General features: G+C 72.1%; 22 protein-coding genes and 2 pseudogenes. 18 read left to right on the top strand and 6 right to left on the bottom strand.

The window, feature by feature from the left end; translation table 11 throughout:
• Positions 1 to 329: 329 nt before the first annotated feature.
• From OG230_RS02445 to OG230_RS02425, 5 genes and pseudogenes are all read left to right on the top strand, one after another.
• Positions 330 to 1,004, top strand: coding sequence for a TetR family transcriptional regulator (locus OG230_RS02445; protein ID WP_328908459.1), 675 nt, complete (start codon positions 330 to 332; stop codon positions 1,002 to 1,004).
• Positions 1,001 to 1,777 carry an SDR family NAD(P)-dependent oxidoreductase gene (locus tag OG230_RS02440; RefSeq protein ID WP_328908458.1) on the top strand — a complete coding sequence of 259 codons (777 nt, stop codon included), beginning with the start codon at positions 1,001 to 1,003 and terminating at the stop codon, positions 1,775 to 1,777. Before OG230_RS02445 ends, OG230_RS02440 begins: the two co-directional genes overlap by 4 nt.
• Before the next feature lie 68 nt (positions 1,778 to 1,845).
• Positions 1,846 to 2,886, top strand: a complete 1,041-nt coding sequence (locus OG230_RS02435) for an NAD(P)-dependent alcohol dehydrogenase (protein WP_328908457.1) — start codon at positions 1,846 to 1,848, stop codon at positions 2,884 to 2,886.
• Between the two features lie 136 nt (positions 2,887 to 3,022).
• Positions 3,023 to 3,274, top strand: a pseudogene (locus OG230_RS02430) (DUF6191 domain-containing protein); the annotation flags it as partial.
• Between the two features lie 43 nt (positions 3,275 to 3,317).
• Complete coding sequence (locus tag OG230_RS02425) at positions 3,318 to 4,523, top strand: PP2C family protein-serine/threonine phosphatase (protein WP_328908461.1); 1,206 nt, start codon at positions 3,318 to 3,320, stop codon at positions 4,521 to 4,523.
• Between the two features lie 35 nt (positions 4,524 to 4,558).
• Here the strand turns inward: OG230_RS02425 and OG230_RS02420 are convergent, their stop codons facing one another.
• Positions 4,559 to 5,080, bottom strand: coding sequence for a hypothetical protein (locus OG230_RS02420; RefSeq protein ID WP_328908460.1), 522 nt, complete (start codon positions 5,078 to 5,080; stop codon positions 4,559 to 4,561).
• Between the two features lie 343 nt (positions 5,081 to 5,423).
• Between OG230_RS02420 and OG230_RS02415 the strand changes: the two genes are divergently transcribed.
• From OG230_RS02415 to OG230_RS02395, 5 genes and pseudogenes are all read left to right on the top strand, one after another.
• A complete protein-coding gene (locus OG230_RS02415; protein ID WP_328908459.1) occupies positions 5,424 to 6,098 on the top strand; it encodes a TetR family transcriptional regulator in 675 nt (224 codons plus the stop codon).
• Positions 6,095 to 6,871 carry an SDR family NAD(P)-dependent oxidoreductase gene (locus OG230_RS02410; protein WP_328908458.1) on the top strand — a complete coding sequence of 259 codons (777 nt, stop codon included), beginning with the start codon at positions 6,095 to 6,097 and terminating at the stop codon, positions 6,869 to 6,871. Before OG230_RS02415 ends, OG230_RS02410 begins: the two co-directional genes overlap by 4 nt.
• A 68-nt stretch (positions 6,872 to 6,939) precedes the next feature.
• Entirely contained in the window at positions 6,940 to 7,980 is a 1,041-nt protein-coding gene (locus OG230_RS02405; protein WP_328908457.1) for an NAD(P)-dependent alcohol dehydrogenase, read from the top strand.
• Between the two features lie 136 nt (positions 7,981 to 8,116).
• Positions 8,117 to 8,368, top strand: a pseudogene (locus OG230_RS02400) (DUF6191 domain-containing protein); the annotation flags it as partial.
• Positions 8,369 to 8,411: 43 nt separating this feature from the next.
• Positions 8,412 to 9,617 (top strand): PP2C family protein-serine/threonine phosphatase, encoded by a 1,206-nt coding sequence (locus OG230_RS02395; protein ID WP_328908461.1) that lies wholly within the window; start codon positions 8,412 to 8,414, stop codon positions 9,615 to 9,617.
• A 35-nt stretch (positions 9,618 to 9,652) separates the two neighbouring features.
• Here OG230_RS02395 and OG230_RS02390 read toward each other — a convergent pair whose 3' ends face one another.
• Positions 9,653 to 10,174, bottom strand: coding sequence for a hypothetical protein (locus OG230_RS02390; protein ID WP_328908460.1), 522 nt, complete (start codon positions 10,172 to 10,174; stop codon positions 9,653 to 9,655).
• A 343-nt stretch (positions 10,175 to 10,517) separates the two neighbouring features.
• Between OG230_RS02390 and OG230_RS02385 the strand changes: the two genes are divergently transcribed.
• From OG230_RS02385 to OG230_RS02365, 5 genes are all read left to right on the top strand, one after another.
• Positions 10,518 to 11,192, top strand: coding sequence for a TetR family transcriptional regulator (locus OG230_RS02385; protein ID WP_328908459.1), 675 nt, complete (start codon positions 10,518 to 10,520; stop codon positions 11,190 to 11,192).
• Positions 11,189 to 11,965 (top strand): SDR family NAD(P)-dependent oxidoreductase, encoded by a 777-nt coding sequence (locus OG230_RS02380; protein ID WP_328908458.1) that lies wholly within the window; start codon positions 11,189 to 11,191, stop codon positions 11,963 to 11,965. The genes OG230_RS02385 and OG230_RS02380 overlap by 4 nt, the downstream gene beginning before the upstream one ends.
• Before the next feature lie 68 nt (positions 11,966 to 12,033).
• Entirely contained in the window at positions 12,034 to 13,074 is a 1,041-nt protein-coding gene (locus OG230_RS02375; RefSeq protein ID WP_328908457.1) for an NAD(P)-dependent alcohol dehydrogenase, read from the top strand.
• Between the two features lie 136 nt (positions 13,075 to 13,210).
• Positions 13,211 to 13,540, top strand: a complete 330-nt coding sequence (locus OG230_RS02370) for a DUF6191 domain-containing protein (protein WP_328908456.1) — start codon at positions 13,211 to 13,213, stop codon at positions 13,538 to 13,540.
• A 171-nt stretch (positions 13,541 to 13,711) separates the two neighbouring features.
• Entirely contained in the window at positions 13,712 to 14,899 is a 1,188-nt protein-coding gene (locus OG230_RS02365) for a glycoside hydrolase family 6 protein (protein ID WP_328908455.1), read from the top strand.
• A gap of 11 nt (positions 14,900 to 14,910) precedes the next feature.
• On the opposite strand, the gene OG230_RS02360 is transcribed toward OG230_RS02365, so the two are convergent.
• Positions 14,911 to 15,696: an SAM-dependent methyltransferase gene (locus tag OG230_RS02360; RefSeq protein WP_328911271.1), complete on the bottom strand. Its 786-nt coding sequence runs from the start codon at positions 15,694 to 15,696 to the stop codon at positions 14,911 to 14,913.
• 372 nt (positions 15,697 to 16,068) lie between these two features.
• Here OG230_RS02360 and abc-f point away from each other — a divergent pair, with 372 nt between their 5' ends.
• Positions 16,069 to 17,754, top strand: a complete 1,686-nt coding sequence (gene abc-f, locus OG230_RS02355) for a ribosomal protection-like ABC-F family protein (RefSeq protein WP_328908454.1) — start codon at positions 16,069 to 16,071, stop codon at positions 17,752 to 17,754.
• Positions 17,755 to 17,877: 123 nt separating this feature from the next.
• Entirely contained in the window at positions 17,878 to 19,050 is a 1,173-nt protein-coding gene (locus OG230_RS02350) for a serine hydrolase domain-containing protein (RefSeq protein WP_328908453.1), read from the top strand.
• Between the two features lie 386 nt (positions 19,051 to 19,436).
• On the opposite strand, the gene OG230_RS02345 is transcribed toward OG230_RS02350, so the two are convergent.
• Positions 19,437 to 19,946 carry an NUDIX domain-containing protein gene (locus OG230_RS02345; RefSeq protein ID WP_328908452.1) on the bottom strand — a complete coding sequence of 170 codons (510 nt, stop codon included), beginning with the start codon at positions 19,944 to 19,946 and terminating at the stop codon, positions 19,437 to 19,439.
• A 208-nt stretch (positions 19,947 to 20,154) separates the two neighbouring features.
• Here OG230_RS02345 and OG230_RS02340 point away from each other — a divergent pair, with 208 nt between their 5' ends.
• The gene (locus OG230_RS02340) at positions 20,155 to 23,649 is read left to right on the top strand and encodes a phosphodiester glycosidase family protein (RefSeq protein ID WP_328908451.1); all 3,495 of its coding nucleotides are present in this window, start codon (positions 20,155 to 20,157) and stop codon (positions 23,647 to 23,649) included.
• A 235-nt stretch (positions 23,650 to 23,884) separates the two neighbouring features.
• Here the strand turns inward: OG230_RS02340 and OG230_RS02335 are convergent, their stop codons facing one another.
• Together OG230_RS02335 and dhaL are read right to left on the bottom strand one after the other, a co-directional pair.
• Positions 23,885 to 24,295 carry a PTS-dependent dihydroxyacetone kinase phosphotransferase subunit DhaM gene (locus tag OG230_RS02335; protein WP_328908450.1) on the bottom strand — a complete coding sequence of 137 codons (411 nt, stop codon included), beginning with the start codon at positions 24,293 to 24,295 and terminating at the stop codon, positions 23,885 to 23,887.
• Positions 24,292 to 24,924, bottom strand: coding sequence for a dihydroxyacetone kinase subunit DhaL (gene dhaL / locus OG230_RS02330; RefSeq protein WP_328908449.1), 633 nt, complete (start codon positions 24,922 to 24,924; stop codon positions 24,292 to 24,294). Before dhaL ends, OG230_RS02335 begins: the two co-directional genes overlap by 4 nt.
• Positions 24,925 to 24,927 lie beyond the last annotated feature (3 nt).

Raw genomic sequence — 24,927 nt, 5'->3', positions numbered from 1 at the left:
GATGGCTCACTCCGCGAATCGCGCACCCTTCGGCCTGCGTGGCCGAGTGGTGCGCTGCCAGTGGTGCCATCATGGCACATGAATGGCACCACTGCGTTGCCATATGTGGCGCCGCTTGCGTCGTCGATGGCGCCACTGTGGCGATGTGCTCGTGAATGCGCAGGTCAGTGGCCTGGCGTGCGTCAGGGTGCGGCGGCGCCGAGGTGCTTCCGTCGCGGATCGCGCTCGTGGCCTCCGGTTCGATCCGGGCGGAGGGCTCGTGTCGCACCTCGGGATGTCCCGACGAGACTTCTGTCGCGTCGGGACATTTTTGGGTGTACGGTGCACATATGAACGCGGAACGGAAGGCCCCGGAGAGGCGCAGCCGCAAGGCTCGCCGGACCCGGGACACGCTGGCGCAGGCAGCTTTCGAGCTCGTACTCGACCGGGGCCTGAAGAACGTGACGGTCGAGGAGATCGCGGAACGCGCGGACGTCGACCGGCGCACCTTCAGCCGGTACTTCGCGAGCAAGGAAGTCGCCGTCCTCGACTCGCTGCGAGGCGACGGGGGCCGGATCAACGACGCCCTGCGAGCCCGACCCGCCGAGGAACCCCCGCTCACCGCCTACCGGCGCGCGGTCCTCGACTGGCTCGGCGACACCACCGCCGAACCCTGGCACCGCCGTCCCCGGATCTTCGACCTGCTGGTCGTGGCCGAGGAGGAGCCGACCCTCTACGCGGCGTTCCACCACATCCGGGTGGACGCCCAGGAGGAGTCGGTCGCCATCATCGCCGACCGGATGGGCGTCGACCCTCGGCAGGACATCCGTCCCGCCGTCACGGTCGCGGCCGGGGCGGGAGCGCTCCTCGCCGCCCAGGCCGCCTGGGTGCGCGGCGGCGCTCCCGCCGATCTGCCCGTCCTGGTCGTCCAGGCATTCGACGCCCTCGCCGGCGATCTGCTCACGAGGCAGCCGGCCGGGGCGGAGCAGCACCACAGCACCACGGAAGGAAACGACATCTCATGAGCACCGACACCCCCACCGTCGCCGAAGCCGAGTTCGCGGGCCGCACGGCCCTCGTCACCGGTGGCGCCTCCGGCATCGGCCTCGCGCTGGCCGGGCGACTGGCCGCCGGCGGCGCGGCCGTGGTCATCGCCGACTACGACGAGGAAAGCGCCCGTAAGGCAGCTGCGGAACTGGAAGCCGCCGGCGCCAAGGCCGCGGCCGTCGCCATGGACGTGACCGACCCCGCCTCCGTCGAAGCCGGTGTGCGCTTCGCCGTCGAGACGTTCGGCGCCCTGCACCTCGCCGTGAACAACGCGGGCATCGGCGGCCCGTCCGCCCCCACCGGCGAGTACGCGATCGAGGACTGGAACCGGGTCGTCGCGACCAACCTCAGCGGTGTCTTCCACTCGCTGCGCTACGAGCTCCCCGCGATCGTCGCCGCGGGCGGCGGCGCCATCGTCAACATGGCGTCGATCCTCGGCACCAACGGCTTCGCGGGATCGCCTGCCTACGTCGCCGCCAAGCACGGCGTCGTCGGCCTCACCAAGTCGGCGGCCCTCGAATACGCCGCCCAGAACGTCCGGATCAACGCGGTCGGCCCCGGCTTCATCGACACCCCGCTGCTGCGCAACACCGAGGGACCGGCCCGCGAGCACCTCATCTCGCTGCACCCGGCCGGACGGCTCGGCACGGCCGAGGAAGTGGCCGAACTCGCCGCCTTCCTGCTCTCCGACCGCGCGTCGTTCATCCACGGCAGCTACCACCTCGTGGACGGCGGCTACTCCGCCGCATGACCGCCCCGAGTGGCGAACGGGGGCCGGGGGGCGAGCAATGAGTAAAAGGAAAGACTGAGGAGAACCCCATGAAAGCCGTTCAGTACCGCACCGTCGGTGCCGCTCCCGAGGTCGTCACCGTGCCCGACCCCGAGGTGGGCCCGGGGCAGGTCCTGCTGAAGGTCACCGCCGCCGGGGTGTGTCACTCCGACATCGCCGTGATGAGCTGGCCCGCCGAACAGCTCCCCTTCCCGCTGCCCCTCACCCTGGGGCACGAGGGAGTCGGCACCGTCGCCGCCCTCGGCGACGGAGTGAGCGGATTCTCGGTCGGCGACTCGGTGGCCGTCTACGGTCCCTGGGGCTGCGGTATGTGCGTCAACTGCGCCGAGGGCAAGGAGAACTACTGCCTGCGCGCCAAGGAGCTCGGCATCGTCCCGCCCGGCCTCGGCGCCCCCGGTGCCATGGCCGAGTACATGATCGTCGACAACCCGCGCCACCTGGTGCCGATCGGCGACCTCGACCCGGTGAAGACGGTGCCGCTCACCGACGCCGGCCTGACCCCGTACCACGCGATCCAGCGCTCGATGCCCAAGCTGGTGCCCGGTGCCACGGCGGTCGTCATCGGCACGGGCGGCCTCGGCCACGTCGCGATCCAGCTCCTCCGCGCCATGACCTCGGCGCGGGTCATCGCGCTCGACGTCAGCGACGAGAAGCTCGCCCTGGCCAGGACTGTGGGAGCCCACGAGGCCGTCCTGTCCGACGAGCACGCCGCCGCCAAGGTGCTCGAAATGACCGGTGGGAACGGGGCGCACGTCGTCCTCGACTTCGTCGGCGCGCCGCCCACCGTGAAGACGGCCGGAGCGGTCGCCCGCGTCGACGGCGACGTCACCATCGTCGGCATCGGTGGCGGCACCCTCCCGGTCGGCTTCGGTGTGCTGCCGTACGGAGCGACCGTCACCGCGCCGTACTGGGGCTCGCGCAAGGAGCTCGCCGAAGTCCTCGACCTCGCCCACGCCGGGGCCGTCGACGTCCACGTCGAGACGTACTCGATCGACGAGGCGCCGCTCGCCTACGAGCGGCTCCACGCCGGCCAGATCAACGGTCGCGCCGTGATCCTCCCCAACGGCTGACACCGGGAGCCACCTCCCGCCGTGCGGGCCGTCGCAGGTGAGCGACGGCCCGCTTCGACGTTCCCGGTCGTGTGGCCCCGAGCCCGTGCGCGACACCCGCTTCCGCCGGGTCCGGGCCGTCGGTGACACTGGCGCCATGGAATTCGCCGTGCTGATGACGTTGCCCGGACTGGTCATCGGGCTCACCCTGCTCGCCTTCGTCGACCAGATCCTGCTCCGCGCGGGGCGGGCCGGCATGCTGCCATGGCGCAACAGCGCCCGCAGGGGCCAGGTGTCGGCGACGGGCTTCGAGCAGTTGCACGCCACCTTCTCGCCCGGCAAGCAGAGCGAGCTCAAGGAGCGCCGCAGCGCGCTCCTGATGCGCGACGACGAGGAGGACGGCGCCCCGCGAGTGGAAACGGAGTGGACGACAGGAGATGGGAGAGGTGCGAGTGACCACGGGAATCAGGCGTCGTACGACAGGACGCGTGCCCCGGCCGGCGGAACTGGACGCGAGGGAGGCGGCAGCCGGTGCGTCCCGCATCGGGAACCGCGCGCTGACCGGCGTCGTGGCCGTGTTCACCGTCCTCGTCGTGGTCCTCGACTACCTCATAGGCGCCGACCTCCAGGTCATTCCGCTGCTGGTGGTCGCCCCCGCACTCGCCTCGGTCTTCTGCACGGTCCGTCAGACCGTGTCGGTCGCCCTCTGGGTCACGGCTGTCATCGTCGTCTCCCGTCTCCTGATCGGCGACACCTTCTGGGCTCTTGCGCTCAGCATCGGATTCTCCGTGCTCGCCTGCGGCCTCGGTGTGGGGTCCTGCGCCATGCGCATCCGCCACGCCGTCGAGCTCGCGAGGCTGCGGACCGCCGCCGGAGCGCTCCAGCGGCAGATCCTGCGCCCGCTGCCCGTCCTGACCGACCAGGTCTTCGCCCATGGACTCTACGAGCCCATCGAGGAGGATCGTCTCGTCGGCGGAGACATCTACGAGGTCGTCGAGTCGCCGCACGGCACCCGGGTCATCATCGGCGATGTGCAGGGCAAGGGCCTGGCCGCGATGGGAGCGGGCCTCGCCGCCCTCGGCGCCTTCCGCGAAGCCGCCTTCCGCGAGCCGGCGCTCACCGGGGTCGCCGACGCACTGGAGGACGCGGTCGTCCGGCACAACGCCACCTCCGCCCAGGCCGGTGAGACCGAACGCTTCGTGACGGCCCTGATCCTCGGCTTCGACTCCGACGGCCGGGTGGAGGCCGTCAACTGCGGTCACATCGCGCCGCGGATGCTCCACGACGGGGAGGCCCGCGTCGTCCGGCTCCGGCGGACCTCCGTGCCGCTCGGCATGGCGGAACTCAGCCCCGAGGTACGGACCGCCGAGTGGTTCGACTTTCCGTCCGGCGCCACCCTGCTGGTGTGCACGGACGGCGTCACCGAGGCGCGCGACGCGTCGGGCGCCTTCTACCCGCTGGACGAACGTCTGGACCGCTGGGTGCGCTGGGGCCCCCGCGAGGTCCTGGACGCGCTCCGCACCGACCTCGAAGCGTTCACCGGCGGGGTCCGCCGCGACGACATAGCGGTGCTCGCCCTCCGTGGGGCGACCGTGCACCGCACGCGGCAGCCCGAACTGCCGCGTGCGAACGGGCTGCTGACCGCGGACACTCCCTAGGCCGTGGGCCCGGCCCCGAGAAGGTCCGGAGCCGGTCAGGCGGCGCGGCAGAGCGCCGCGGCCTCGGCCGGGGCCGAGGTGCGGGCCACCGTCGTGGGCACGGGCGGGGTGGTGCGGGTGGCAGCGCCCTGCGCGTGGTTCCGCGCGAAGACGACGAGGCGCAGCACCGCGAACCGGGCGATTCCGGCGAGCGCGGAGGCGGACAGGTAGACGACCTGCTCCAGCACCGCACCGGGCCCTGCCACCAGGTGCTGCAGGACGAACATCGCCACGCAGGTCACCGCGTAGGCAGCTGCCGCGGACCCGGCCGACTGCGTGTGCTGGCGCCAGGTCGCGCGTCCGCCCGCGCCGAAGGTGAAGCGGGCGTGCAGCTCGGTGGCCAGGAGCGTGGAGACCACGGTGATCAGGGCGTTGGCCAGGACCCAGGGAATCCAGGAGGCGAGGGCCACCACGGCGAAGCTGGAGGCGAGCCCCACCCCGCCGCCGCAGAGCACGAAGCGGGCGAAGGCGGTGATGGCGCCCGGGGCCGCCTGCTCCTGGCTCTGTGTTGTCTCCATGACCCGACCCCTTTGATGGCTCACTCCGCGAATCGCGCACCCTTCGGCCTGCGTGGCCGAGTGGTGCGCTGCCAGTGGTGCCATCATGGCACATGAATGGCACCACTGCGTTGCCATATGTGGCGCCGCTTGCGTCGTCGATGGCGCCACTGTGGCGATGTGCTCGTGAATGCGCAGGTCAGTGGCCTGGCGTGCGTCAGGGTGCGGCGGCGCCGAGGTGCTTCCGTCGCGGATCGCGCTCGTGGCCTCCGGTTCGATCCGGGCGGAGGGCTCGTGTCGCACCTCGGGATGTCCCGACGAGACTTCTGTCGCGTCGGGACATTTTTGGGTGTACGGTGCACATATGAACGCGGAACGGAAGGCCCCGGAGAGGCGCAGCCGCAAGGCTCGCCGGACCCGGGACACGCTGGCGCAGGCAGCTTTCGAGCTCGTACTCGACCGGGGCCTGAAGAACGTGACGGTCGAGGAGATCGCGGAACGCGCGGACGTCGACCGGCGCACCTTCAGCCGGTACTTCGCGAGCAAGGAAGTCGCCGTCCTCGACTCGCTGCGAGGCGACGGGGGCCGGATCAACGACGCCCTGCGAGCCCGACCCGCCGAGGAACCCCCGCTCACCGCCTACCGGCGCGCGGTCCTCGACTGGCTCGGCGACACCACCGCCGAACCCTGGCACCGCCGTCCCCGGATCTTCGACCTGCTGGTCGTGGCCGAGGAGGAGCCGACCCTCTACGCGGCGTTCCACCACATCCGGGTGGACGCCCAGGAGGAGTCGGTCGCCATCATCGCCGACCGGATGGGCGTCGACCCTCGGCAGGACATCCGTCCCGCCGTCACGGTCGCGGCCGGGGCGGGAGCGCTCCTCGCCGCCCAGGCCGCCTGGGTGCGCGGCGGCGCTCCCGCCGATCTGCCCGTCCTGGTCGTCCAGGCATTCGACGCCCTCGCCGGCGATCTGCTCACGAGGCAGCCGGCCGGGGCGGAGCAGCACCACAGCACCACGGAAGGAAACGACATCTCATGAGCACCGACACCCCCACCGTCGCCGAAGCCGAGTTCGCGGGCCGCACGGCCCTCGTCACCGGTGGCGCCTCCGGCATCGGCCTCGCGCTGGCCGGGCGACTGGCCGCCGGCGGCGCGGCCGTGGTCATCGCCGACTACGACGAGGAAAGCGCCCGTAAGGCAGCTGCGGAACTGGAAGCCGCCGGCGCCAAGGCCGCGGCCGTCGCCATGGACGTGACCGACCCCGCCTCCGTCGAAGCCGGTGTGCGCTTCGCCGTCGAGACGTTCGGCGCCCTGCACCTCGCCGTGAACAACGCGGGCATCGGCGGCCCGTCCGCCCCCACCGGCGAGTACGCGATCGAGGACTGGAACCGGGTCGTCGCGACCAACCTCAGCGGTGTCTTCCACTCGCTGCGCTACGAGCTCCCCGCGATCGTCGCCGCGGGCGGCGGCGCCATCGTCAACATGGCGTCGATCCTCGGCACCAACGGCTTCGCGGGATCGCCTGCCTACGTCGCCGCCAAGCACGGCGTCGTCGGCCTCACCAAGTCGGCGGCCCTCGAATACGCCGCCCAGAACGTCCGGATCAACGCGGTCGGCCCCGGCTTCATCGACACCCCGCTGCTGCGCAACACCGAGGGACCGGCCCGCGAGCACCTCATCTCGCTGCACCCGGCCGGACGGCTCGGCACGGCCGAGGAAGTGGCCGAACTCGCCGCCTTCCTGCTCTCCGACCGCGCGTCGTTCATCCACGGCAGCTACCACCTCGTGGACGGCGGCTACTCCGCCGCATGACCGCCCCGAGTGGCGAACGGGGGCCGGGGGGCGAGCAATGAGTAAAAGGAAAGACTGAGGAGAACCCCATGAAAGCCGTTCAGTACCGCACCGTCGGTGCCGCTCCCGAGGTCGTCACCGTGCCCGACCCCGAGGTGGGCCCGGGGCAGGTCCTGCTGAAGGTCACCGCCGCCGGGGTGTGTCACTCCGACATCGCCGTGATGAGCTGGCCCGCCGAACAGCTCCCCTTCCCGCTGCCCCTCACCCTGGGGCACGAGGGAGTCGGCACCGTCGCCGCCCTCGGCGACGGAGTGAGCGGATTCTCGGTCGGCGACTCGGTGGCCGTCTACGGTCCCTGGGGCTGCGGTATGTGCGTCAACTGCGCCGAGGGCAAGGAGAACTACTGCCTGCGCGCCAAGGAGCTCGGCATCGTCCCGCCCGGCCTCGGCGCCCCCGGTGCCATGGCCGAGTACATGATCGTCGACAACCCGCGCCACCTGGTGCCGATCGGCGACCTCGACCCGGTGAAGACGGTGCCGCTCACCGACGCCGGCCTGACCCCGTACCACGCGATCCAGCGCTCGATGCCCAAGCTGGTGCCCGGTGCCACGGCGGTCGTCATCGGCACGGGCGGCCTCGGCCACGTCGCGATCCAGCTCCTCCGCGCCATGACCTCGGCGCGGGTCATCGCGCTCGACGTCAGCGACGAGAAGCTCGCCCTGGCCAGGACTGTGGGAGCCCACGAGGCCGTCCTGTCCGACGAGCACGCCGCCGCCAAGGTGCTCGAAATGACCGGTGGGAACGGGGCGCACGTCGTCCTCGACTTCGTCGGCGCGCCGCCCACCGTGAAGACGGCCGGAGCGGTCGCCCGCGTCGACGGCGACGTCACCATCGTCGGCATCGGTGGCGGCACCCTCCCGGTCGGCTTCGGTGTGCTGCCGTACGGAGCGACCGTCACCGCGCCGTACTGGGGCTCGCGCAAGGAGCTCGCCGAAGTCCTCGACCTCGCCCACGCCGGGGCCGTCGACGTCCACGTCGAGACGTACTCGATCGACGAGGCGCCGCTCGCCTACGAGCGGCTCCACGCCGGCCAGATCAACGGTCGCGCCGTGATCCTCCCCAACGGCTGACACCGGGAGCCACCTCCCGCCGTGCGGGCCGTCGCAGGTGAGCGACGGCCCGCTTCGACGTTCCCGGTCGTGTGGCCCCGAGCCCGTGCGCGACACCCGCTTCCGCCGGGTCCGGGCCGTCGGTGACACTGGCGCCATGGAATTCGCCGTGCTGATGACGTTGCCCGGACTGGTCATCGGGCTCACCCTGCTCGCCTTCGTCGACCAGATCCTGCTCCGCGCGGGGCGGGCCGGCATGCTGCCATGGCGCAACAGCGCCCGCAGGGGCCAGGTGTCGGCGACGGGCTTCGAGCAGTTGCACGCCACCTTCTCGCCCGGCAAGCAGAGCGAGCTCAAGGAGCGCCGCAGCGCGCTCCTGATGCGCGACGACGAGGAGGACGGCGCCCCGCGAGTGGAAACGGAGTGGACGACAGGAGATGGGAGAGGTGCGAGTGACCACGGGAATCAGGCGTCGTACGACAGGACGCGTGCCCCGGCCGGCGGAACTGGACGCGAGGGAGGCGGCAGCCGGTGCGTCCCGCATCGGGAACCGCGCGCTGACCGGCGTCGTGGCCGTGTTCACCGTCCTCGTCGTGGTCCTCGACTACCTCATAGGCGCCGACCTCCAGGTCATTCCGCTGCTGGTGGTCGCCCCCGCACTCGCCTCGGTCTTCTGCACGGTCCGTCAGACCGTGTCGGTCGCCCTCTGGGTCACGGCTGTCATCGTCGTCTCCCGTCTCCTGATCGGCGACACCTTCTGGGCTCTTGCGCTCAGCATCGGATTCTCCGTGCTCGCCTGCGGCCTCGGTGTGGGGTCCTGCGCCATGCGCATCCGCCACGCCGTCGAGCTCGCGAGGCTGCGGACCGCCGCCGGAGCGCTCCAGCGGCAGATCCTGCGCCCGCTGCCCGTCCTGACCGACCAGGTCTTCGCCCATGGACTCTACGAGCCCATCGAGGAGGATCGTCTCGTCGGCGGAGACATCTACGAGGTCGTCGAGTCGCCGCACGGCACCCGGGTCATCATCGGCGATGTGCAGGGCAAGGGCCTGGCCGCGATGGGAGCGGGCCTCGCCGCCCTCGGCGCCTTCCGCGAAGCCGCCTTCCGCGAGCCGGCGCTCACCGGGGTCGCCGACGCACTGGAGGACGCGGTCGTCCGGCACAACGCCACCTCCGCCCAGGCCGGTGAGACCGAACGCTTCGTGACGGCCCTGATCCTCGGCTTCGACTCCGACGGCCGGGTGGAGGCCGTCAACTGCGGTCACATCGCGCCGCGGATGCTCCACGACGGGGAGGCCCGCGTCGTCCGGCTCCGGCGGACCTCCGTGCCGCTCGGCATGGCGGAACTCAGCCCCGAGGTACGGACCGCCGAGTGGTTCGACTTTCCGTCCGGCGCCACCCTGCTGGTGTGCACGGACGGCGTCACCGAGGCGCGCGACGCGTCGGGCGCCTTCTACCCGCTGGACGAACGTCTGGACCGCTGGGTGCGCTGGGGCCCCCGCGAGGTCCTGGACGCGCTCCGCACCGACCTCGAAGCGTTCACCGGCGGGGTCCGCCGCGACGACATAGCGGTGCTCGCCCTCCGTGGGGCGACCGTGCACCGCACGCGGCAGCCCGAACTGCCGCGTGCGAACGGGCTGCTGACCGCGGACACTCCCTAGGCCGTGGGCCCGGCCCCGAGAAGGTCCGGAGCCGGTCAGGCGGCGCGGCAGAGCGCCGCGGCCTCGGCCGGGGCCGAGGTGCGGGCCACCGTCGTGGGCACGGGCGGGGTGGTGCGGGTGGCAGCGCCCTGCGCGTGGTTCCGCGCGAAGACGACGAGGCGCAGCACCGCGAACCGGGCGATTCCGGCGAGCGCGGAGGCGGACAGGTAGACGACCTGCTCCAGCACCGCACCGGGCCCTGCCACCAGGTGCTGCAGGACGAACATCGCCACGCAGGTCACCGCGTAGGCAGCTGCCGCGGACCCGGCCGACTGCGTGTGCTGGCGCCAGGTCGCGCGTCCGCCCGCGCCGAAGGTGAAGCGGGCGTGCAGCTCGGTGGCCAGGAGCGTGGAGACCACGGTGATCAGGGCGTTGGCCAGGACCCAGGGAATCCAGGAGGCGAGGGCCACCACGGCGAAGCTGGAGGCGAGCCCCACCCCGCCGCCGCAGAGCACGAAGCGGGCGAAGGCGGTGATGGCGCCCGGGGCCGCCTGCTCCTGGCTCTGTGTTGTCTCCATGACCCGACCCCTTTGATGGCTCACTCCGCGAATCGCGCACCCTTCGGCCTGCGTGGCCGAGTGGTGCGCTGCCAGTGGTGCCATCATGGCACATGAATGGCACCACTGCGTTGCCATATGTGGCGCCGCTTGCGTCGTCGATGGCGCCACTGTGGCGATGTGCTCGTGAATGCGCAGGTCAGTGGCCTGGCGTGCGTCAGGGTGCGGCGGCGCCGAGGTGCTTCCGTCGCGGATCGCGCTCGTGGCCTCCGGTTCGATCCGGGCGGAGGGCTCGTGTCGCACCTCGGGATGTCCCGACGAGACTTCTGTCGCGTCGGGACATTTTTGGGTGTACGGTGCACATATGAACGCGGAACGGAAGGCCCCGGAGAGGCGCAGCCGCAAGGCTCGCCGGACCCGGGACACGCTGGCGCAGGCAGCTTTCGAGCTCGTACTCGACCGGGGCCTGAAGAACGTGACGGTCGAGGAGATCGCGGAACGCGCGGACGTCGACCGGCGCACCTTCAGCCGGTACTTCGCGAGCAAGGAAGTCGCCGTCCTCGACTCGCTGCGAGGCGACGGGGGCCGGATCAACGACGCCCTGCGAGCCCGACCCGCCGAGGAACCCCCGCTCACCGCCTACCGGCGCGCGGTCCTCGACTGGCTCGGCGACACCACCGCCGAACCCTGGCACCGCCGTCCCCGGATCTTCGACCTGCTGGTCGTGGCCGAGGAGGAGCCGACCCTCTACGCGGCGTTCCACCACATCCGGGTGGACGCCCAGGAGGAGTCGGTCGCCATCATCGCCGACCGGATGGGCGTCGACCCTCGGCAGGACATCCGTCCCGCCGTCACGGTCGCGGCCGGGGCGGGAGCGCTCCTCGCCGCCCAGGCCGCCTGGGTGCGCGGCGGCGCTCCCGCCGATCTGCCCGTCCTGGTCGTCCAGGCATTCGACGCCCTCGCCGGCGATCTGCTCACGAGGCAGCCGGCCGGGGCGGAGCAGCACCACAGCACCACGGAAGGAAACGACATCTCATGAGCACCGACACCCCCACCGTCGCCGAAGCCGAGTTCGCGGGCCGCACGGCCCTCGTCACCGGTGGCGCCTCCGGCATCGGCCTCGCGCTGGCCGGGCGACTGGCCGCCGGCGGCGCGGCCGTGGTCATCGCCGACTACGACGAGGAAAGCGCCCGTAAGGCAGCTGCGGAACTGGAAGCCGCCGGCGCCAAGGCCGCGGCCGTCGCCATGGACGTGACCGACCCCGCCTCCGTCGAAGCCGGTGTGCGCTTCGCCGTCGAGACGTTCGGCGCCCTGCACCTCGCCGTGAACAACGCGGGCATCGGCGGCCCGTCCGCCCCCACCGGCGAGTACGCGATCGAGGACTGGAACCGGGTCGTCGCGACCAACCTCAGCGGTGTCTTCCACTCGCTGCGCTACGAGCTCCCCGCGATCGTCGCCGCGGGCGGCGGCGCCATCGTCAACATGGCGTCGATCCTCGGCACCAACGGCTTCGCGGGATCGCCTGCCTACGTCGCCGCCAAGCACGGCGTCGTCGGCCTCACCAAGTCGGCGGCCCTCGAATACGCCGCCCAGAACGTCCGGATCAACGCGGTCGGCCCCGGCTTCATCGACACCCCGCTGCTGCGCAACACCGAGGGACCGGCCCGCGAGCACCTCATCTCGCTGCACCCGGCCGGACGGCTCGGCACGGCCGAGGAAGTGGCCGAACTCGCCGCCTTCCTGCTCTCCGACCGCGCGTCGTTCATCCACGGCAGCTACCACCTCGTGGACGGCGGCTACTCCGCCGCATGACCGCCCCGAGTGGCGAACGGGGGCCGGGGGGCGAGCAATGAGTAAAAGGAAAGACTGAGGAGAACCCCATGAAAGCCGTTCAGTACCGCACCGTCGGTGCCGCTCCCGAGGTCGTCACCGTGCCCGACCCCGAGGTGGGCCCGGGGCAGGTCCTGCTGAAGGTCACCGCCGCCGGGGTGTGTCACTCCGACATCGCCGTGATGAGCTGGCCCGCCGAACAGCTCCCCTTCCCGCTGCCCCTCACCCTGGGGCACGAGGGAGTCGGCACCGTCGCCGCCCTCGGCGACGGAGTGAGCGGATTCTCGGTCGGCGACTCGGTGGCCGTCTACGGTCCCTGGGGCTGCGGTATGTGCGTCAACTGCGCCGAGGGCAAGGAGAACTACTGCCTGCGCGCCAAGGAGCTCGGCATCGTCCCGCCCGGCCTCGGCGCCCCCGGTGCCATGGCCGAGTACATGATCGTCGACAACCCGCGCCACCTGGTGCCGATCGGCGACCTCGACCCGGTGAAGACGGTGCCGCTCACCGACGCCGGCCTGACCCCGTACCACGCGATCCAGCGCTCGATGCCCAAGCTGGTGCCCGGTGCCACGGCGGTCGTCATCGGCACGGGCGGCCTCGGCCACGTCGCGATCCAGCTCCTCCGCGCCATGACCTCGGCGCGGGTCATCGCGCTCGACGTCAGCGACGAGAAGCTCGCCCTGGCCAGGACTGTGGGAGCCCACGAGGCCGTCCTGTCCGACGAGCACGCCGCCGCCAAGGTGCTCGAAATGACCGGTGGGAACGGGGCGCACGTCGTCCTCGACTTCGTCGGCGCGCCGCCCACCGTGAAGACGGCCGGAGCGGTCGCCCGCGTCGACGGCGACGTCACCATCGTCGGCATCGGTGGCGGCACCCTCCCGGTCGGCTTCGGTGTGCTGCCGTACGGAGCGACCGTCACCGCGCCGTACTGGGGCTCGCGCAAGGAGCTCGCCGAAGTCCTCGACCTCGCCCACGCCGGGGCCGTCGACGTCCACGTCGAGACGTACTCGATCGACGAGGCGCCGCTCGCCTACGAGCGGCTCCACGCCGGCCAGATCAACGGTCGCGCCGTGATCCTCCCCAACGGCTGACACCGGGAGCCACCTCCCGCCGTGCGGGCCGTCGCAGGTGAGCGACGGCCCGCTTCGACGTTCCCGGTCGTGTGGCCCCGAGCCCGTGCGCGACACCCGCTTCCGCCGGGTCCGGGCCGTCGGTGACACTGGCGCCATGGAATTCGCCGTGCTGATGACGTTGCCCGGACTGGTCATCGGGCTCACCCTGCTCGCCTTCGTCGACCAGATCCTGCTCCGCGCGGGGCGGGCCGGCATGCTGCCATGGCGCAACAGCGCCCGCAGGGGCCAGGTGTCGGCGACGGGCTTCGAGCAGTTGCACGCCACCTTCTCGCCCGGCAAGCAGAGCGAGCTCAAGGAGCGCCGCAGCGCGCTCCTGATGCGCGACGACGAGGAGGACGGCGCCCCGCCCCACTCCACCGTGGACCTGGACGGCGGACTCGCCGTCATCCGCGTCCCCGGCGCCCCGGCGAGCCCCGGCAGCTGAGCGTTCCCGGCGCCGCCGCCCTCACCGGGGAGCCGCTACGGGCTTCGCCCCTCCGTCCTCACGTGATGACGTATGACGCAGCAGTCTTGACGCAGGCATGCCCCTCCGCGACCCTCGTGGGAGCGCTCCCGCACGTTCGCCCGCGCGCCCGCCGTGACCGAGGGATGACCCATGCGCAGCACAGCAACTCTGCTCAGAGCCATGCCACTCGCCCTGGCCGCAGCCCTGCTGCTGGCCGTTCCGGCCGCCGGAGCGGACGGCTCGGGCGGCAGTGCCGGAACCCGGCCGGCCGACGACTCCGGAACCCGCCTGTACACCCCGGACGCCAACCCGGACGCGTACCGGCAGGTACGCGACCTCGTACGGGACGGTCAACTGCGTGACGCGGCAGGCATCCTGGCCATGGTCCGCACGCCGCACGCCGTCTGGTACGGCGACCAGACTCCCGCGGAGGTCGAGGCCGAGGCACGACGCGTGGTGGGGGAGGCGGGCCGGCAGCGCTCCGTCCCGGTCTTCGCCCTCTACAACGTTCCGGGCCGCGACTGCGCCAACTACTCGGGCGGCGGCGCCTCCACGACCGCCGAATACCGGGCCTGGACGGAGGCCGTGGCCCGCGGCATCGGCAGCCACGACGCGATGATCGTCCTGGAACCCGATTCGCTCGCCCTGCTCCCCGCCGACTGCGGCCAGGACGATGCCGAGGGCACGAAGACCGCCGCCCGCTACACCGAGATCAACTACGCGGTCGACACCTTCGGGAGCCTCGCCCGTACGAAGGTCTACCTCGACACCGGTCACCCGGCCTGGCACTCGGTCAACAGCATCGTGCCGCGCCTCGTCGCGGGCGGCGTGGCCAGGGCGACCGGCTTTTACACCAACGCCTCCAACTACCAGACCGACGAGGCGAGCACCTGGTACGGAAAGCTGATCTCGTCCTGCCTCGCCTATGTGGAGGACGGCGGGGACAGCGCCGCCTGCCCCAACCAGTGGTGGCCGCGCGCCGACGCGCAGTCCTGGCTGGACTCCAACGTCCGTACGGATCCAGCCCTGATGAAGCACTACGTCACCGACTCCAGCCGTAACGGCCGCGGCCCCTGGACCCCGCCCGCAGGGAAGTACACCGACCCCCAGGACTGGTGCAATCCGCCGGACCGCGGCCTGGGCGCCCGACCCACCACGCGCACGGCCGACCCGCTCCACGACGCCGTCCTCTGGATCAAGACCCCGGGGGAGTCGGACGGACTGTGCCTGCGCGGAACGGCCGGCCCCCAGGACCCGGAGCGCGGCACGACCGACCCGGCCGCGGGCGCCTGGTTCCCCCAACAGGCCCTCGAACTGGTCCGGTTCGCCCAGCAGTGAGACCGGCGGTGTCAGCCCTTGCGGCCCACCGCTCCGAACATCGCGACCTCCGCGGGCGCCGGGCCGGCTTCCTCGGCCGGGCGCCACCGCGAGCACGAGACCACTCCGGGCTCCAGGAGGTCCAGTCCGTCGAAGTAGCGGGCGACGGCCTCCGGTGTCCGCTGGGTCAGCCGGGGCGTGCCGTGCTCGTTCCAGAACGCCACCGCGGCGTCCACGTCGGGCATCGACGGGCTGGTCACGGTGTGCGAGAGCACCAGATGGCTCCCGGCCGGCAGCGCGTCCAGGAGGCGGCGGACCACCGCGTAGGACTCCTCGTCGTCCTCGATGAAGATGACCACCCCGAGCAGCATGAGCGCCACCGGCCGGGTGAGATCCAGCGTTCGCGACGCCCGGTCGAGGATCGCGTCGACATCGCGCAGATCGGCGTCCAGATAGTCGGTCGCCCCTTCGGGGCTGCTGGTGAGCAGCGCCCTGGCGTGCGCGAGCACGAGCGGGTCGTTGTCCACGTAGACGACGCGGGACTCGGGTGCCACCCGCTGGGCCACCTCGTGCGTGTTCTCCGCGCTCGGCAGGCCCGTACCTATGTCCAGGAACTGCCGGATTCCCGCCTCGGCCGTCAGGTGGCGCACCGCACGGCCGAGGAAGAGCCGGTCGGCACGCGCGTAGTCACCGATGCCGGGGTGCAGCTTGCGGATCTGGTCCCCCGCCTCGCGGTCGACGGGATAGTTGTCCTTGCCGCCCGTCCAGTAGTTCCAGATCCTGGCCGTGTGGGGGCGGGTCGTGTCGATGCGCTGCATGATCTGCTCGGCGGTCCCGCTGTGCGGTGCGTCGCTGCTCACTGGACTCTCTCTCCCGGTGCCGTCCCGATGTGACTCCCACAACCTAACCCTGCCGCACGGGTGTGGATCAATGAACTCCCCTGTGCCGACCAGGTGTTCACCGTGCGTACGGAATCCTGTGCGCGGAGCCCGCAGAGCGGCCCGCGGAGGCGCGGACGCACATGCGGATAGGATGGCCCCATGGGTTCGTACTACTTCTTTCGCTGACTCCCGGCCAGGACGCCGCCGACGCGACGCCGTGCGTCGCGCCATGACCCGCCGGTCATGAGGGCGTGCGCTCCTTCCTGCCCTCCGGCATCACCGCCCCGCAGTCACCCAGGGAAAGAACCCATGTCACCCAAGCACCCCACCGCGCCCGAGCACCCCACCCGCGACCGTGGTCAGCTGACCTTGAAGGACGTCTCCAAGAGCTACGGGGACCGGTCCGTCCTCGACGGGGTCTCGCTCACCGTCCGCCCCGGAGAGAAGGCCGGTGTCATCGGGGAGAACGGTTCCGGCAAATCCACCCTGCTCAGGCTGATCGCGGGGAAGGAGACCCCCGACAGCGGGGAACTCGCCGTCCGGTTCCCCGGCTCCGTCGGCTACCTCGCCCAGACCCTGCCCCAGACCCTCGGCCTCGGCCCCCGCGACACCGTGCGGGACGCGATCGACGCGGCGCTCGCCGAACTGCGCGAGCTGGAGCGCCGGATCAGTGAGGCGGAAGCCGCGCTGTCCGCGCAGGAGCCCACGGAAGCCGAGCTCGAAGCGTACGGGGACCTGCTCGCCGCGTACGAGCAGCGCGACGGATACCGGGCGGATTCCAGGGTCGACGCGGCCCTGCACGGTCTCGGCCTCGTCCATCTCGGCCGCGAGCGTGCGCTGGGCACCCTCTCCGGCGGTGAACAGTCCAGGCTGGCACTCGCGTGCGTGCTGGCCGCCGCCCCCGAACTGCTGCTGCTCGACGAGCCCACCAACCACCTCGACAGCAGTGCCGTCGGCTGGCTGGAGGACCATCTCCTCGCCCACCGCGGCACCCTCGTCGTCATCACCCACGACCGGGCGTTCCTGGAGCGGATCACCACCGTGATCCTGGAGGTCGACAGGGACCTGCGCGGCGTCGCCCGGTACGGGGACGGCTGGGCCGCCTACCGCACTGCGAAGGCCGCCGACCGCCGACGGCGGGTCCAGGAGCACCAGGAGTGGCTGGCCGACGTCGCCCGTACGGAAGAGCTCGTCGGCGCGGCGGGACGGCGTCTCAACGGAAGCGGCCGTGACCCCGGGGAGGGCTTCGGCAAGCACCGCCGGTCCCACGAGGCCAAGTTGTCCGGGCAGGTCAGGGCGGCCAGGACCAGGCTCGACGCGCTGCTCGCCGATCCCGTGCCCGCCCCGCCGAGGCCCCTGGTCTTCACGGGCGAGCCCGTCCTCGCCGGCGGCACGGACACGGAGTCCCCGGGCGAACCGGCCCCGGTCGCCGAACTCGAATCCGTCGCCGTCGGCGACCGCCTCGACCTGCCGTTCCTGCGCGTCACGGCGGGTCGGCGACTCCTGGTCACCGGCCCCAACGGCGCGGGCAAGACCACGCTGCTGCGGGTGCTCGCCGGGGACCTGGCACCGGACACGGGCACGGTCCGGCGCAGGGCCAGGATCGGCTACCTGCCGCAGGAACTCCCCGCCAGGCTGACCCGCCGCTCCCTCCTCTCGACGTTCGCCGCGGGCCGGCCGGGACTGCCCGAGGAGTACGAGGAGGACCTGCTCGCTCTCGGTCTGTTCCGCGCGGATGACCTGCACGTCTCCGTCGCCGCCCTCTCCGTCGGGCAGCAGCGCAGGCTCGCCCTCGCCCGCCTCGTGACCAGGCCCGCCGACCTGCTGGTCCTGGACGAGCCGACGAACCACATCGCGCTCACGCTCGTCGAGGAGCTGGAAGCGGCCCTCGCCGCGTACCGGGGAGCCGTCGTCGTGGTCTCCCACGACCGCAGCTTCCGCGGCCGGTTCACCGGCGAACGGCTCGAACTGCGGGAGGGCCGGCCGGTCACCTAGGCCCTCTCGTTGCGGCGTCGCCCGCTTACCGCTCTCGGCTGGTTGGAGCAGAGCCGCGCGCAGGTTCCTGAGTGACGGGTGAAGGTGGGACTCCCACCGCACTCACGTCTCAGGAGTCCTCCCGTGCCGGTTCCCAGCTCCCCACAGGTCCGCCTGCCCCTTGTCGCTCTTCTGGCCGCTGCCTGCACGGCCGGGCTGGTGCATGCCCCGGCCCAGGCCGCGGACGCCACCGCCTACGACAACCGCTCACTGCGACGGCAGTTGCAGGAACTGACCACCGCGCCCGGCGGACCGCCCGGAGCGATCGCAGTCCTCAAGCGCGGGTCACGCACCGAGGTCTACCGGGCCGGTGTCGCCGAGACCGGCACCGATCGTCCGATCCAGGTCACCGACCAGATGCGCATCGCCAGTACGGCCAAGGCGTACAGCGGTGCGGTCGCCCTCCAGCTCGTCGACCGCGGGAAGCTGCGTCTGAACGACACCATCGGAAAGGTGCTTCCGTGGCTGCCGCGTGCATGGCACCGGGTCACGCTGCGGCAGCTCCTGAACCACACCAGCGGACTGCCGGACTACACCACCGACCAGGAGTTCCTGGACCTGGTGACCGAGAACCCGCGGCGCCACTTCGACTCCCGCCGACTGCTGGACTTCGTGGCCGACGAGCCGTTGGCGTTCCGTCCGGGTGCCCGGTACGCCTACTCCAACTCCGACAACATCGCCGTGGCGCTGATGGCGGAGGCGGCGACAGGCTGCCGCTACGAAGATCTGCTCGCCCGGCTCGTGTACCGCCCGCTGGGGCTGCGCAGGACCAGTCTGCCGCAGGGCTACCGGATGCCCGAGCCGTACATGCACGGCTACGACGTCACCCCGCCGAACCCGACCGAGGACGTCAGCGAGGCACTGAGTGCGTCGGGTGTGTGGGCATCGGGCGGGATCCTCTCGACGCCGAAGGACATGACGGCCTTCATCCGCGGCTACGCCGGCGGAAAGCTGATCTCAGACCGGACACGCCGTCAGCAGCTGAACTGGGTGAACGGCGCATCCGAACCCGCGGGCCCCGGCAGGAACAAGGCCGGTCTGGCCATCTTCCGGTACACCACCCGGTGCGGCGTGGTCTACGGCCACACGGGTAACTTCCCCGGCTACACGCAGCTGGTCGCAGCCACCCCGGACGGAAAGCGGTCGCTGACCGTCTCCCTCACCACCCAGGTCAACAAGACGAACAAGCCGGAACTGCTGGAGCGGCTGCGGACCGTGGAGGAGAACTTCGTCTGCGCGCTGTTGCGCAAGCGGTAGGCAGGAGGCGGGAGCCCGAGCCGTTCCTCCGGCGGACGGCGCCGTACGCAGAGTGCACCGAGCCCAGTCAGCACGTGGCAGCGCCGGCCCGTCACCGACGGTGTGGAGCCACCCCGCTCCTGCTGCTGCCTGGGCCACGGCAGCGTACGTCCGGGCGTCGCGCCGTCGACCGACGCACAGCGGGCGGGGACAGAGCGGTCGCAGCCGGACCGGACACCGGAGCAGGGCCGCCGGTAGCGGGGCCACCGGCGGGTGATCGACAAGCGTTTGCGGAGCGTTCGCGGTGCGTTCGCGGTGCGTCCGCGGAGCTCAGGAATGCGATCGAGCAGCTCGGTGCACCGCCCGCACGCAACGCATCCGAGCACCAGACCCGTCTCTCGTTCCGATCACGCCGGGCTTGCGGGGTGGGCGTCCCCGCCCCGCACATGACGCCTCAGCCGGTCGAGGAAGACACGCTGGGCCACCACGAGCCGCTCCGCGGCCTCGGCGGGAGTGCACCAGGCGAAGCGGTCCATCTCGGGGAACTCCCGCTGCACGCCCGAGCCGCGCGGCCACTCCATGGTGAACGTCCCCGGTACGGCCAGGGCGGGATCCACCTCCCCCTCCACCGCCCATACGGTCACCGTCTTGCCGCCCGCCTGGCGGATCTCACCGAGCGCCACCCACCCGCCCTCGGGAACGGGAAGCCCCAGCTCCTCCGTGAACTCCCGGCGGGCGGCGGCCTCCGGTTCCTCCCCGTCGGTGTACTCGCCCTTGGGCACCGACCAGGCCGCCGCCTCCCGGCCTGCCCAGAAGGGGCCACCCATGTGGCCGAGGAGAACCTCCACGTCCGGGGCGTTTTCCGCGTCCACGACCCGGAAGAGGAGAAGTCCCGCACTACGCTTGCCCGTCGACATGTCGTCAAGTCTGCTGGCGGGAACCGGGCAACGCCACTCAGCACGCCTTGGCGCGAGGTATTTCGGATGATCATGTTGATCACCGGGCCGCCGTGAACTGTTTCCCCTGTTGTCCCCGTTGCCCTCTGGTGCGTCGCTCCGCGTGCGGCCATGCTGTCCGCCGACAGCGCTTACTGCGCGCGTAACCTGCCCCACCCCAGGAGGACTTGTGGGAATCTGCAGATCCGGCACCGTGGTGCGGTCGCTCGTGCTGCTCGCGACGGTGTCCGCGACCGTGGCCGGGGCGATCACCCCCGCGGTCGCCGACCCGAACCCGGACCCCCGTCCCGCGAACGCCGCCGAAGTCCTGCGGCCCATCGCCCCGCCGGCCGCGAGCAACGCGGCAGGCGTGGCAACGGAATCCGTCGTGGACGGCGACGGCATCGAGACCGCGCGCACCTCCCGCCCGGTCGCCCCCGGCGTGCACCTCACCTCGTACGACCGCCTCGAATCGGACAAGTGGCTGCGGGTCGACAGCCTCTCCGTCGACCTCGACGGCAGCGGAGTGCGTGCCGACTACCTTTCGACGGGCAAGGTCGCGGAGCGCCGTACGGTCTCCGAGCTCGCCGCAGCGCACGATCCCGGCAGCGGTCGCCGGACCGTCGCCGCCATCAACGCGGACTTCTTCGACATCAACCAGACCGGCGCACCGCAGGGACCCGGCATCAAGGACGGTGTGCCCGTCCACTCCCCGGCCCCCGGCATCCACCGCGCGGTCGGTCTCGGTCCGGAGAGCGCCGGGCGAGTCCTGGAGCTGTACTTCGACGGAACCCTCACCCTCCCGTCCGGCCACCACCCGCTGACCGCGTACAACGCGGCCAACGTGCCGCCCGGGGGAGTGGGCGCGTACACCTCGGCCTGGGGAAGCGCCGACCGCGCGCTGACCGTCGACGCCGCGACGCCCGTCGCGGAAGCGGCGGTACGGGACGGCAAGGTCGTCTCCGTGTCGCACGCCCCGGGATCGGGCCCCGTCCCCGAGGGCACCACGGTGCTCGTCGGCCGCGAGGCGGGCGCCGCCCTGCTGGCCGCCCTGCGTCCCGGCGACCCGGTGTCGCTGGAGTACCGCGCCCGCACCGACAGCGGACCCGTGCCGCGGACCGCCGTCGGGGGCCGCGAACTCCTCGTCGTGGACGGGGTCGCCCAGAACCACGAGGGCGGCGGCAACAACACCGCCGCGCCCCGTACCGCCGTCGGCTTCTCCAAGGACGGCCGCACGATGCAGGTGATCACCGTCGACGGCCGGCAGGCCGACAGCGGCGGCGTCACGCTCACCGAACTCGCGACGATGATGCGGCGCGCGGGCTCGTACAGCGCACTCAACCTCGACGGCGGCGGCTCCTCGACGCTCGTGGCGCGCGAGCCCGGCAGCGATGCGCTCCAGGTGGAGAACAGCCCGTCCGACGGTTCCGAACGCACCGTCCCCAACGGCCTCGCCCTCACCGCGCCCGACGGCAGCGGCCGGCTCACCGGATTCTGGGTGGAGACCCGCACACCGGGAGGCGCCGCGCCCGGCGACGACCCCGTCCGGGGCGGACACCCCGAGCGGGTCTTCCCCGGCCTGACCCGGCAGCTCACCGCCGACGGATACGACGAGACCTACGGCCCCGCGGCAGGCACCCCGCGCTGGAACGCCGTGAGCGCGGCCGTCGGCAAGGCCGACAGCACCGGCCTCTTCACCGCACGCCGCAGCGGGACGACCGAGGTCGTCGCCCGGAACGGTGCCGCCCGCGGCAGCACACGGCTGACCGTGCTCGACCGGCTCGCCCGCATCCAGCCCACCACCCGCCGCGTCGGGCTCGCCGACGCGGATGCCACCGGCGCCTTCGGCATCGTCGGCCTCGACGCCCACGGAACCAGCGCCCCCGTCGAACCCCGTGACGTCGACCTCGACTACGACCACGCGCTGTTCGACGTCCGTGACGACGGCCAGGGCGCCTTCACCGTCACCTCCCGCACCGGCAGCGGCGCGGGACAGATCCGGGCGACCGTCGCGGGCACCACCACAGCCCTCGCCGTCAGCGTCGGCCTCACCGAACAGGCCGTCTCCTCCTTCGACGACGCCGCGTCGTGGAAGTTCAGCCAGGCCCGTGCGAGCGGCTTCCTCGCCGCGACACCCGACGGGCACACCGGCACCGGGCTGAGGATCGGCTACGACTTCACCCAGTCCACGGCCACCCGCGCCGCCTACGCCGCCCCGCCCCAGCCGATCGCCGTGCCGGGGCAGCCGCAGTCGTACACGCTGTGGATCAAGGGTGACGGCAACGGCGCCTGGCCGACCCTGCACCTCAAGGACGCCGCGGGATCCGACCAGTTGCTGCGGGGCCCGTACATCACCTGGACCGGCTGGCGGCAGGTCACCTTCGCCGTACCGCCGGGCATCGCGATGCCCCTGACCGTGTTCCGCTTCTATCTCGCCGAGACGGCGGCGGCCCGGCAGTACACCGGCGAGATCGTCATCGACGACCTGGCCGCCCAGGTGCCGCCCACGGTCACCCTCCCCGAACAGCCCGCCACCGACGACCCGTTGATCGACCCGGCGGCGGTGACCCAGCGCAGGGACTGGCAGTTCGCGGTGATGTCGGACGCCCAGTTCGTCGCCCGCGAACCGAACAGCGCGATCGTCGCCCAGGCCCGCCGCACCCTGCGCGAGATCAAGGCGGCGGCACCCGACTTCCTCGTCGTCAACGGGGACCTCGTCGACGAGGGGTCGCCCGCCGACCTCGCCTTCGCCCGCCGCATCCTCACCGAGGAACTCGGGGACTCGCTGCCCTGGTACTACGTACCGGGGAACCACGAGGTGATGGGCGGGAAGATCGACAACTTCGTCGGTGAATTCGGAGCGGCCCAGCGGACCTTCGACCACAAGGGCACCCGGGTCATCACGCTGGACACCTCCAGCCTGAGCCTGCGCGGCGGCGGCTTCGGCCAGATCAAGCACCTGCGGGAACAACTGGACGCTGCCGCGCAGGACACGGGCATCGGTTCCGTCATGCTGATCGAGCACGTACCGCCGCGCGATCCGACCGTGCAGAAGGGCAGCCAGCTCGGCGACCGCAAGGAGGCCGCCCTCGTCGAACGGTGGCTCGCCGACTTCCGTCGTACGACCGGCAAGGGAGCGGCCCTCATCGGCAGCCACGTCGGGGTGTTCCACGCCTCGCACGTCGACGGTGTTCCGTATCTGATCAACGGCAACGCGGGCAAGGCACCGGCGGGCCCGGCGGACGAGGGCGGTTTCACCGGCTGGTCCCTCATCGGGGCCGACCGCGTCACCCCGGAGGAGCAGGAGACGGCGCGTCACCGGCCGTGGCAGGGCGCCCCCGACTGGGTCTCGGCGCAGACCCGCGCCCATGTCGACGCCCTCGCGCTCGACGCCCCCGCCGCCCTCGCCGCGGGCGAGCGCGCCGAGGTCGGGGCGACCGTCACCCAGGGCGCGCGTGCGGTCCCGGTCGCGTTCCCGCTCAGCGCGGACTGGACGGCCTCGCCGAACGTCCACATCGGCCGCGAGTCGGGAGCCCGCCGACACCACGTGGCGGTACTCGACCCCGCCACGGGCACCCTCACGGCCTTGCGCCCGGGCACGGTGACGCTCGCGGTGACGGTCAACGGTACGACGAGCCGGGTGGACATCGCCATCACTGCTGCGGAGGCCGCCTCGGCAGCGTGACACAACGGCCGGGCGCCGGGCGGGGGAGGACCAAACACCATCCACCCCGGCCCGGCGCCCGGCGCCGTTCCTAGCCAGGAACGGCGTCCGGCACGTTTCTCGCCAGGAACCCGCGACCGCTCGGACAGGTCTCCGCACCGCAGGATCACCCCCGCGAACGGAGCACACCACGCACCGCACACTCCGCGATCCGCCGGGCGCGGCTGGCCCACTCGACGATCCTCGTCCTGCCGCCCTACTCCTTGCGGTAGTCGTACGCCTCCGTGGCCGCCGCCTCCACGGCTGCCAGGTCGCCGCCGGCCGAGGCGGTGACCACGGCGGCCACCGCGCCCTCGACGAACGGCGCGTCGACCAGGCGTGCGCCTTCCGGCAGTTCGTCACCCTCGGCGAGCATGGCCTTCACCGTGAGAACCGCGCTCCCCAGGTCGACCAGCACCGCGATGCCGGCGCCGCCGTCGACCGACCGGGCGGCCTCGGCGATCAGCTCCGTGCTTGTTCCGAGACCACCGCCGGGTGTGCCCCCGGCAGCGGCTACGGGCGCCGTCGCCCCGCCCGCCGCGAGACCTCGCGCGAGCTCGGCGACCGACTCGGCCACCGCCCCGCTGTGCGACACCAGCACGATCCCGACCTGCTGCGGGGCACTCATGCGCCGCCCCCGCCGTCTTCGCCGTGCGCGCGCGGTGCGATCGCCTCGGCGAGCGCCGCGACAAGCAGCGCGGACGACGCCGCTCCCGGATCCTGATGCCCGATGCTCCGCTCACCCAGATAACTCGCCCGGCCCTTGCGGGCCTGCAGCGGGACGGTGGCGAGCGCACCCGCCTCCGCCGCCTCCCGCGCCGCGGCGAACGACATGCCCAGCGCGTCGGCCGCCGGCAGCAGTGCGTCGAGCATGGTCTTGTCACCGGCCTTCGCACCGCCCAGCTGACCCACCGCCGCGACGCCGGTCCCGAACGCCTCGGCCAACTGCTCCGGTGACACCTCGGCCGCGTCGCCCAGGGACTTTCCCGTACGCCGCAGCAGCGTCCCGTACAAGGGCCCTGACGCCCCGCCGACCGTAGAGATCAACTGCCGTCCGGCAAGCATGAGTACGGCCCCCGGGGTCGGCGTGGAGTCCTTCTCCAGCGCGGCCGTCACCGCAGCGAACCCGCGCCGCAGATTGCTGCCGTGGTCGGCGTCACCGATCGCCGAGTCGAGCTCGGTCAGCCGGTCCGCCTCACGGTCGACGGCAACGGCCGTGGCAGCCATCCAGCGGCGGAAGAATGCGGAGTCGAGCACATC

It is taken from the genome of Streptomyces sp. NBC_00234 (genome assembly GCF_036195325.1).
Taxonomy (GTDB): domain Bacteria; phylum Actinomycetota; class Actinomycetes; order Streptomycetales; family Streptomycetaceae; genus Streptomyces.
The sequence above is the reverse complement of the archived record's forward strand: the minus strand, read 5'-3'. Positions and strand labels throughout refer to the sequence as shown.

Coding starts and splice junctions, on each gene's coding strand:
- OG230_RS02335 (WP_328908450.1), bottom strand. CDS start 24,295: ATGAGTGCCCCGCAGCAGGTCGGGATCGTGCTGGTGTCGCACAGCGGG.
- OG230_RS02380 (WP_328908458.1), top strand. CDS start 11,189: ATGAGCACCGACACCCCCACCGTCGCCGAAGCCGAGTTCGCGGGCCGC.
- OG230_RS02375 (WP_328908457.1), top strand. CDS start 12,034: ATGAAAGCCGTTCAGTACCGCACCGTCGGTGCCGCTCCCGAGGTCGTC.
- OG230_RS02435 (WP_328908457.1), top strand. CDS start 1,846: ATGAAAGCCGTTCAGTACCGCACCGTCGGTGCCGCTCCCGAGGTCGTC.
- abc-f (WP_328908454.1), top strand. CDS start 16,069: ATGTCACCCAAGCACCCCACCGCGCCCGAGCACCCCACCCGCGACCGT.
- OG230_RS02390 (WP_328908460.1), bottom strand. CDS start 10,174: ATGGAGACAACACAGAGCCAGGAGCAGGCGGCCCCGGGCGCCATCACC.
- OG230_RS02420 (WP_328908460.1), bottom strand. CDS start 5,080: ATGGAGACAACACAGAGCCAGGAGCAGGCGGCCCCGGGCGCCATCACC.
- OG230_RS02415 (WP_328908459.1), top strand. CDS start 5,424: ATGAACGCGGAACGGAAGGCCCCGGAGAGGCGCAGCCGCAAGGCTCGC.
- OG230_RS02345 (WP_328908452.1), bottom strand. CDS start 19,946: ATGTCGACGGGCAAGCGTAGTGCGGGACTTCTCCTCTTCCGGGTCGTG.
- OG230_RS02410 (WP_328908458.1), top strand. CDS start 6,095: ATGAGCACCGACACCCCCACCGTCGCCGAAGCCGAGTTCGCGGGCCGC.
- OG230_RS02385 (WP_328908459.1), top strand. CDS start 10,518: ATGAACGCGGAACGGAAGGCCCCGGAGAGGCGCAGCCGCAAGGCTCGC.
- OG230_RS02365 (WP_328908455.1), top strand. CDS start 13,712: ATGCGCAGCACAGCAACTCTGCTCAGAGCCATGCCACTCGCCCTGGCC.
- OG230_RS02360 (WP_328911271.1), bottom strand. CDS start 15,696: ATGCAGCGCATCGACACGACCCGCCCCCACACGGCCAGGATCTGGAAC.
- OG230_RS02440 (WP_328908458.1), top strand. CDS start 1,001: ATGAGCACCGACACCCCCACCGTCGCCGAAGCCGAGTTCGCGGGCCGC.
- OG230_RS02445 (WP_328908459.1), top strand. CDS start 330: ATGAACGCGGAACGGAAGGCCCCGGAGAGGCGCAGCCGCAAGGCTCGC.
- OG230_RS02405 (WP_328908457.1), top strand. CDS start 6,940: ATGAAAGCCGTTCAGTACCGCACCGTCGGTGCCGCTCCCGAGGTCGTC.
- OG230_RS02370 (WP_328908456.1), top strand. CDS start 13,211: ATGGAATTCGCCGTGCTGATGACGTTGCCCGGACTGGTCATCGGGCTC.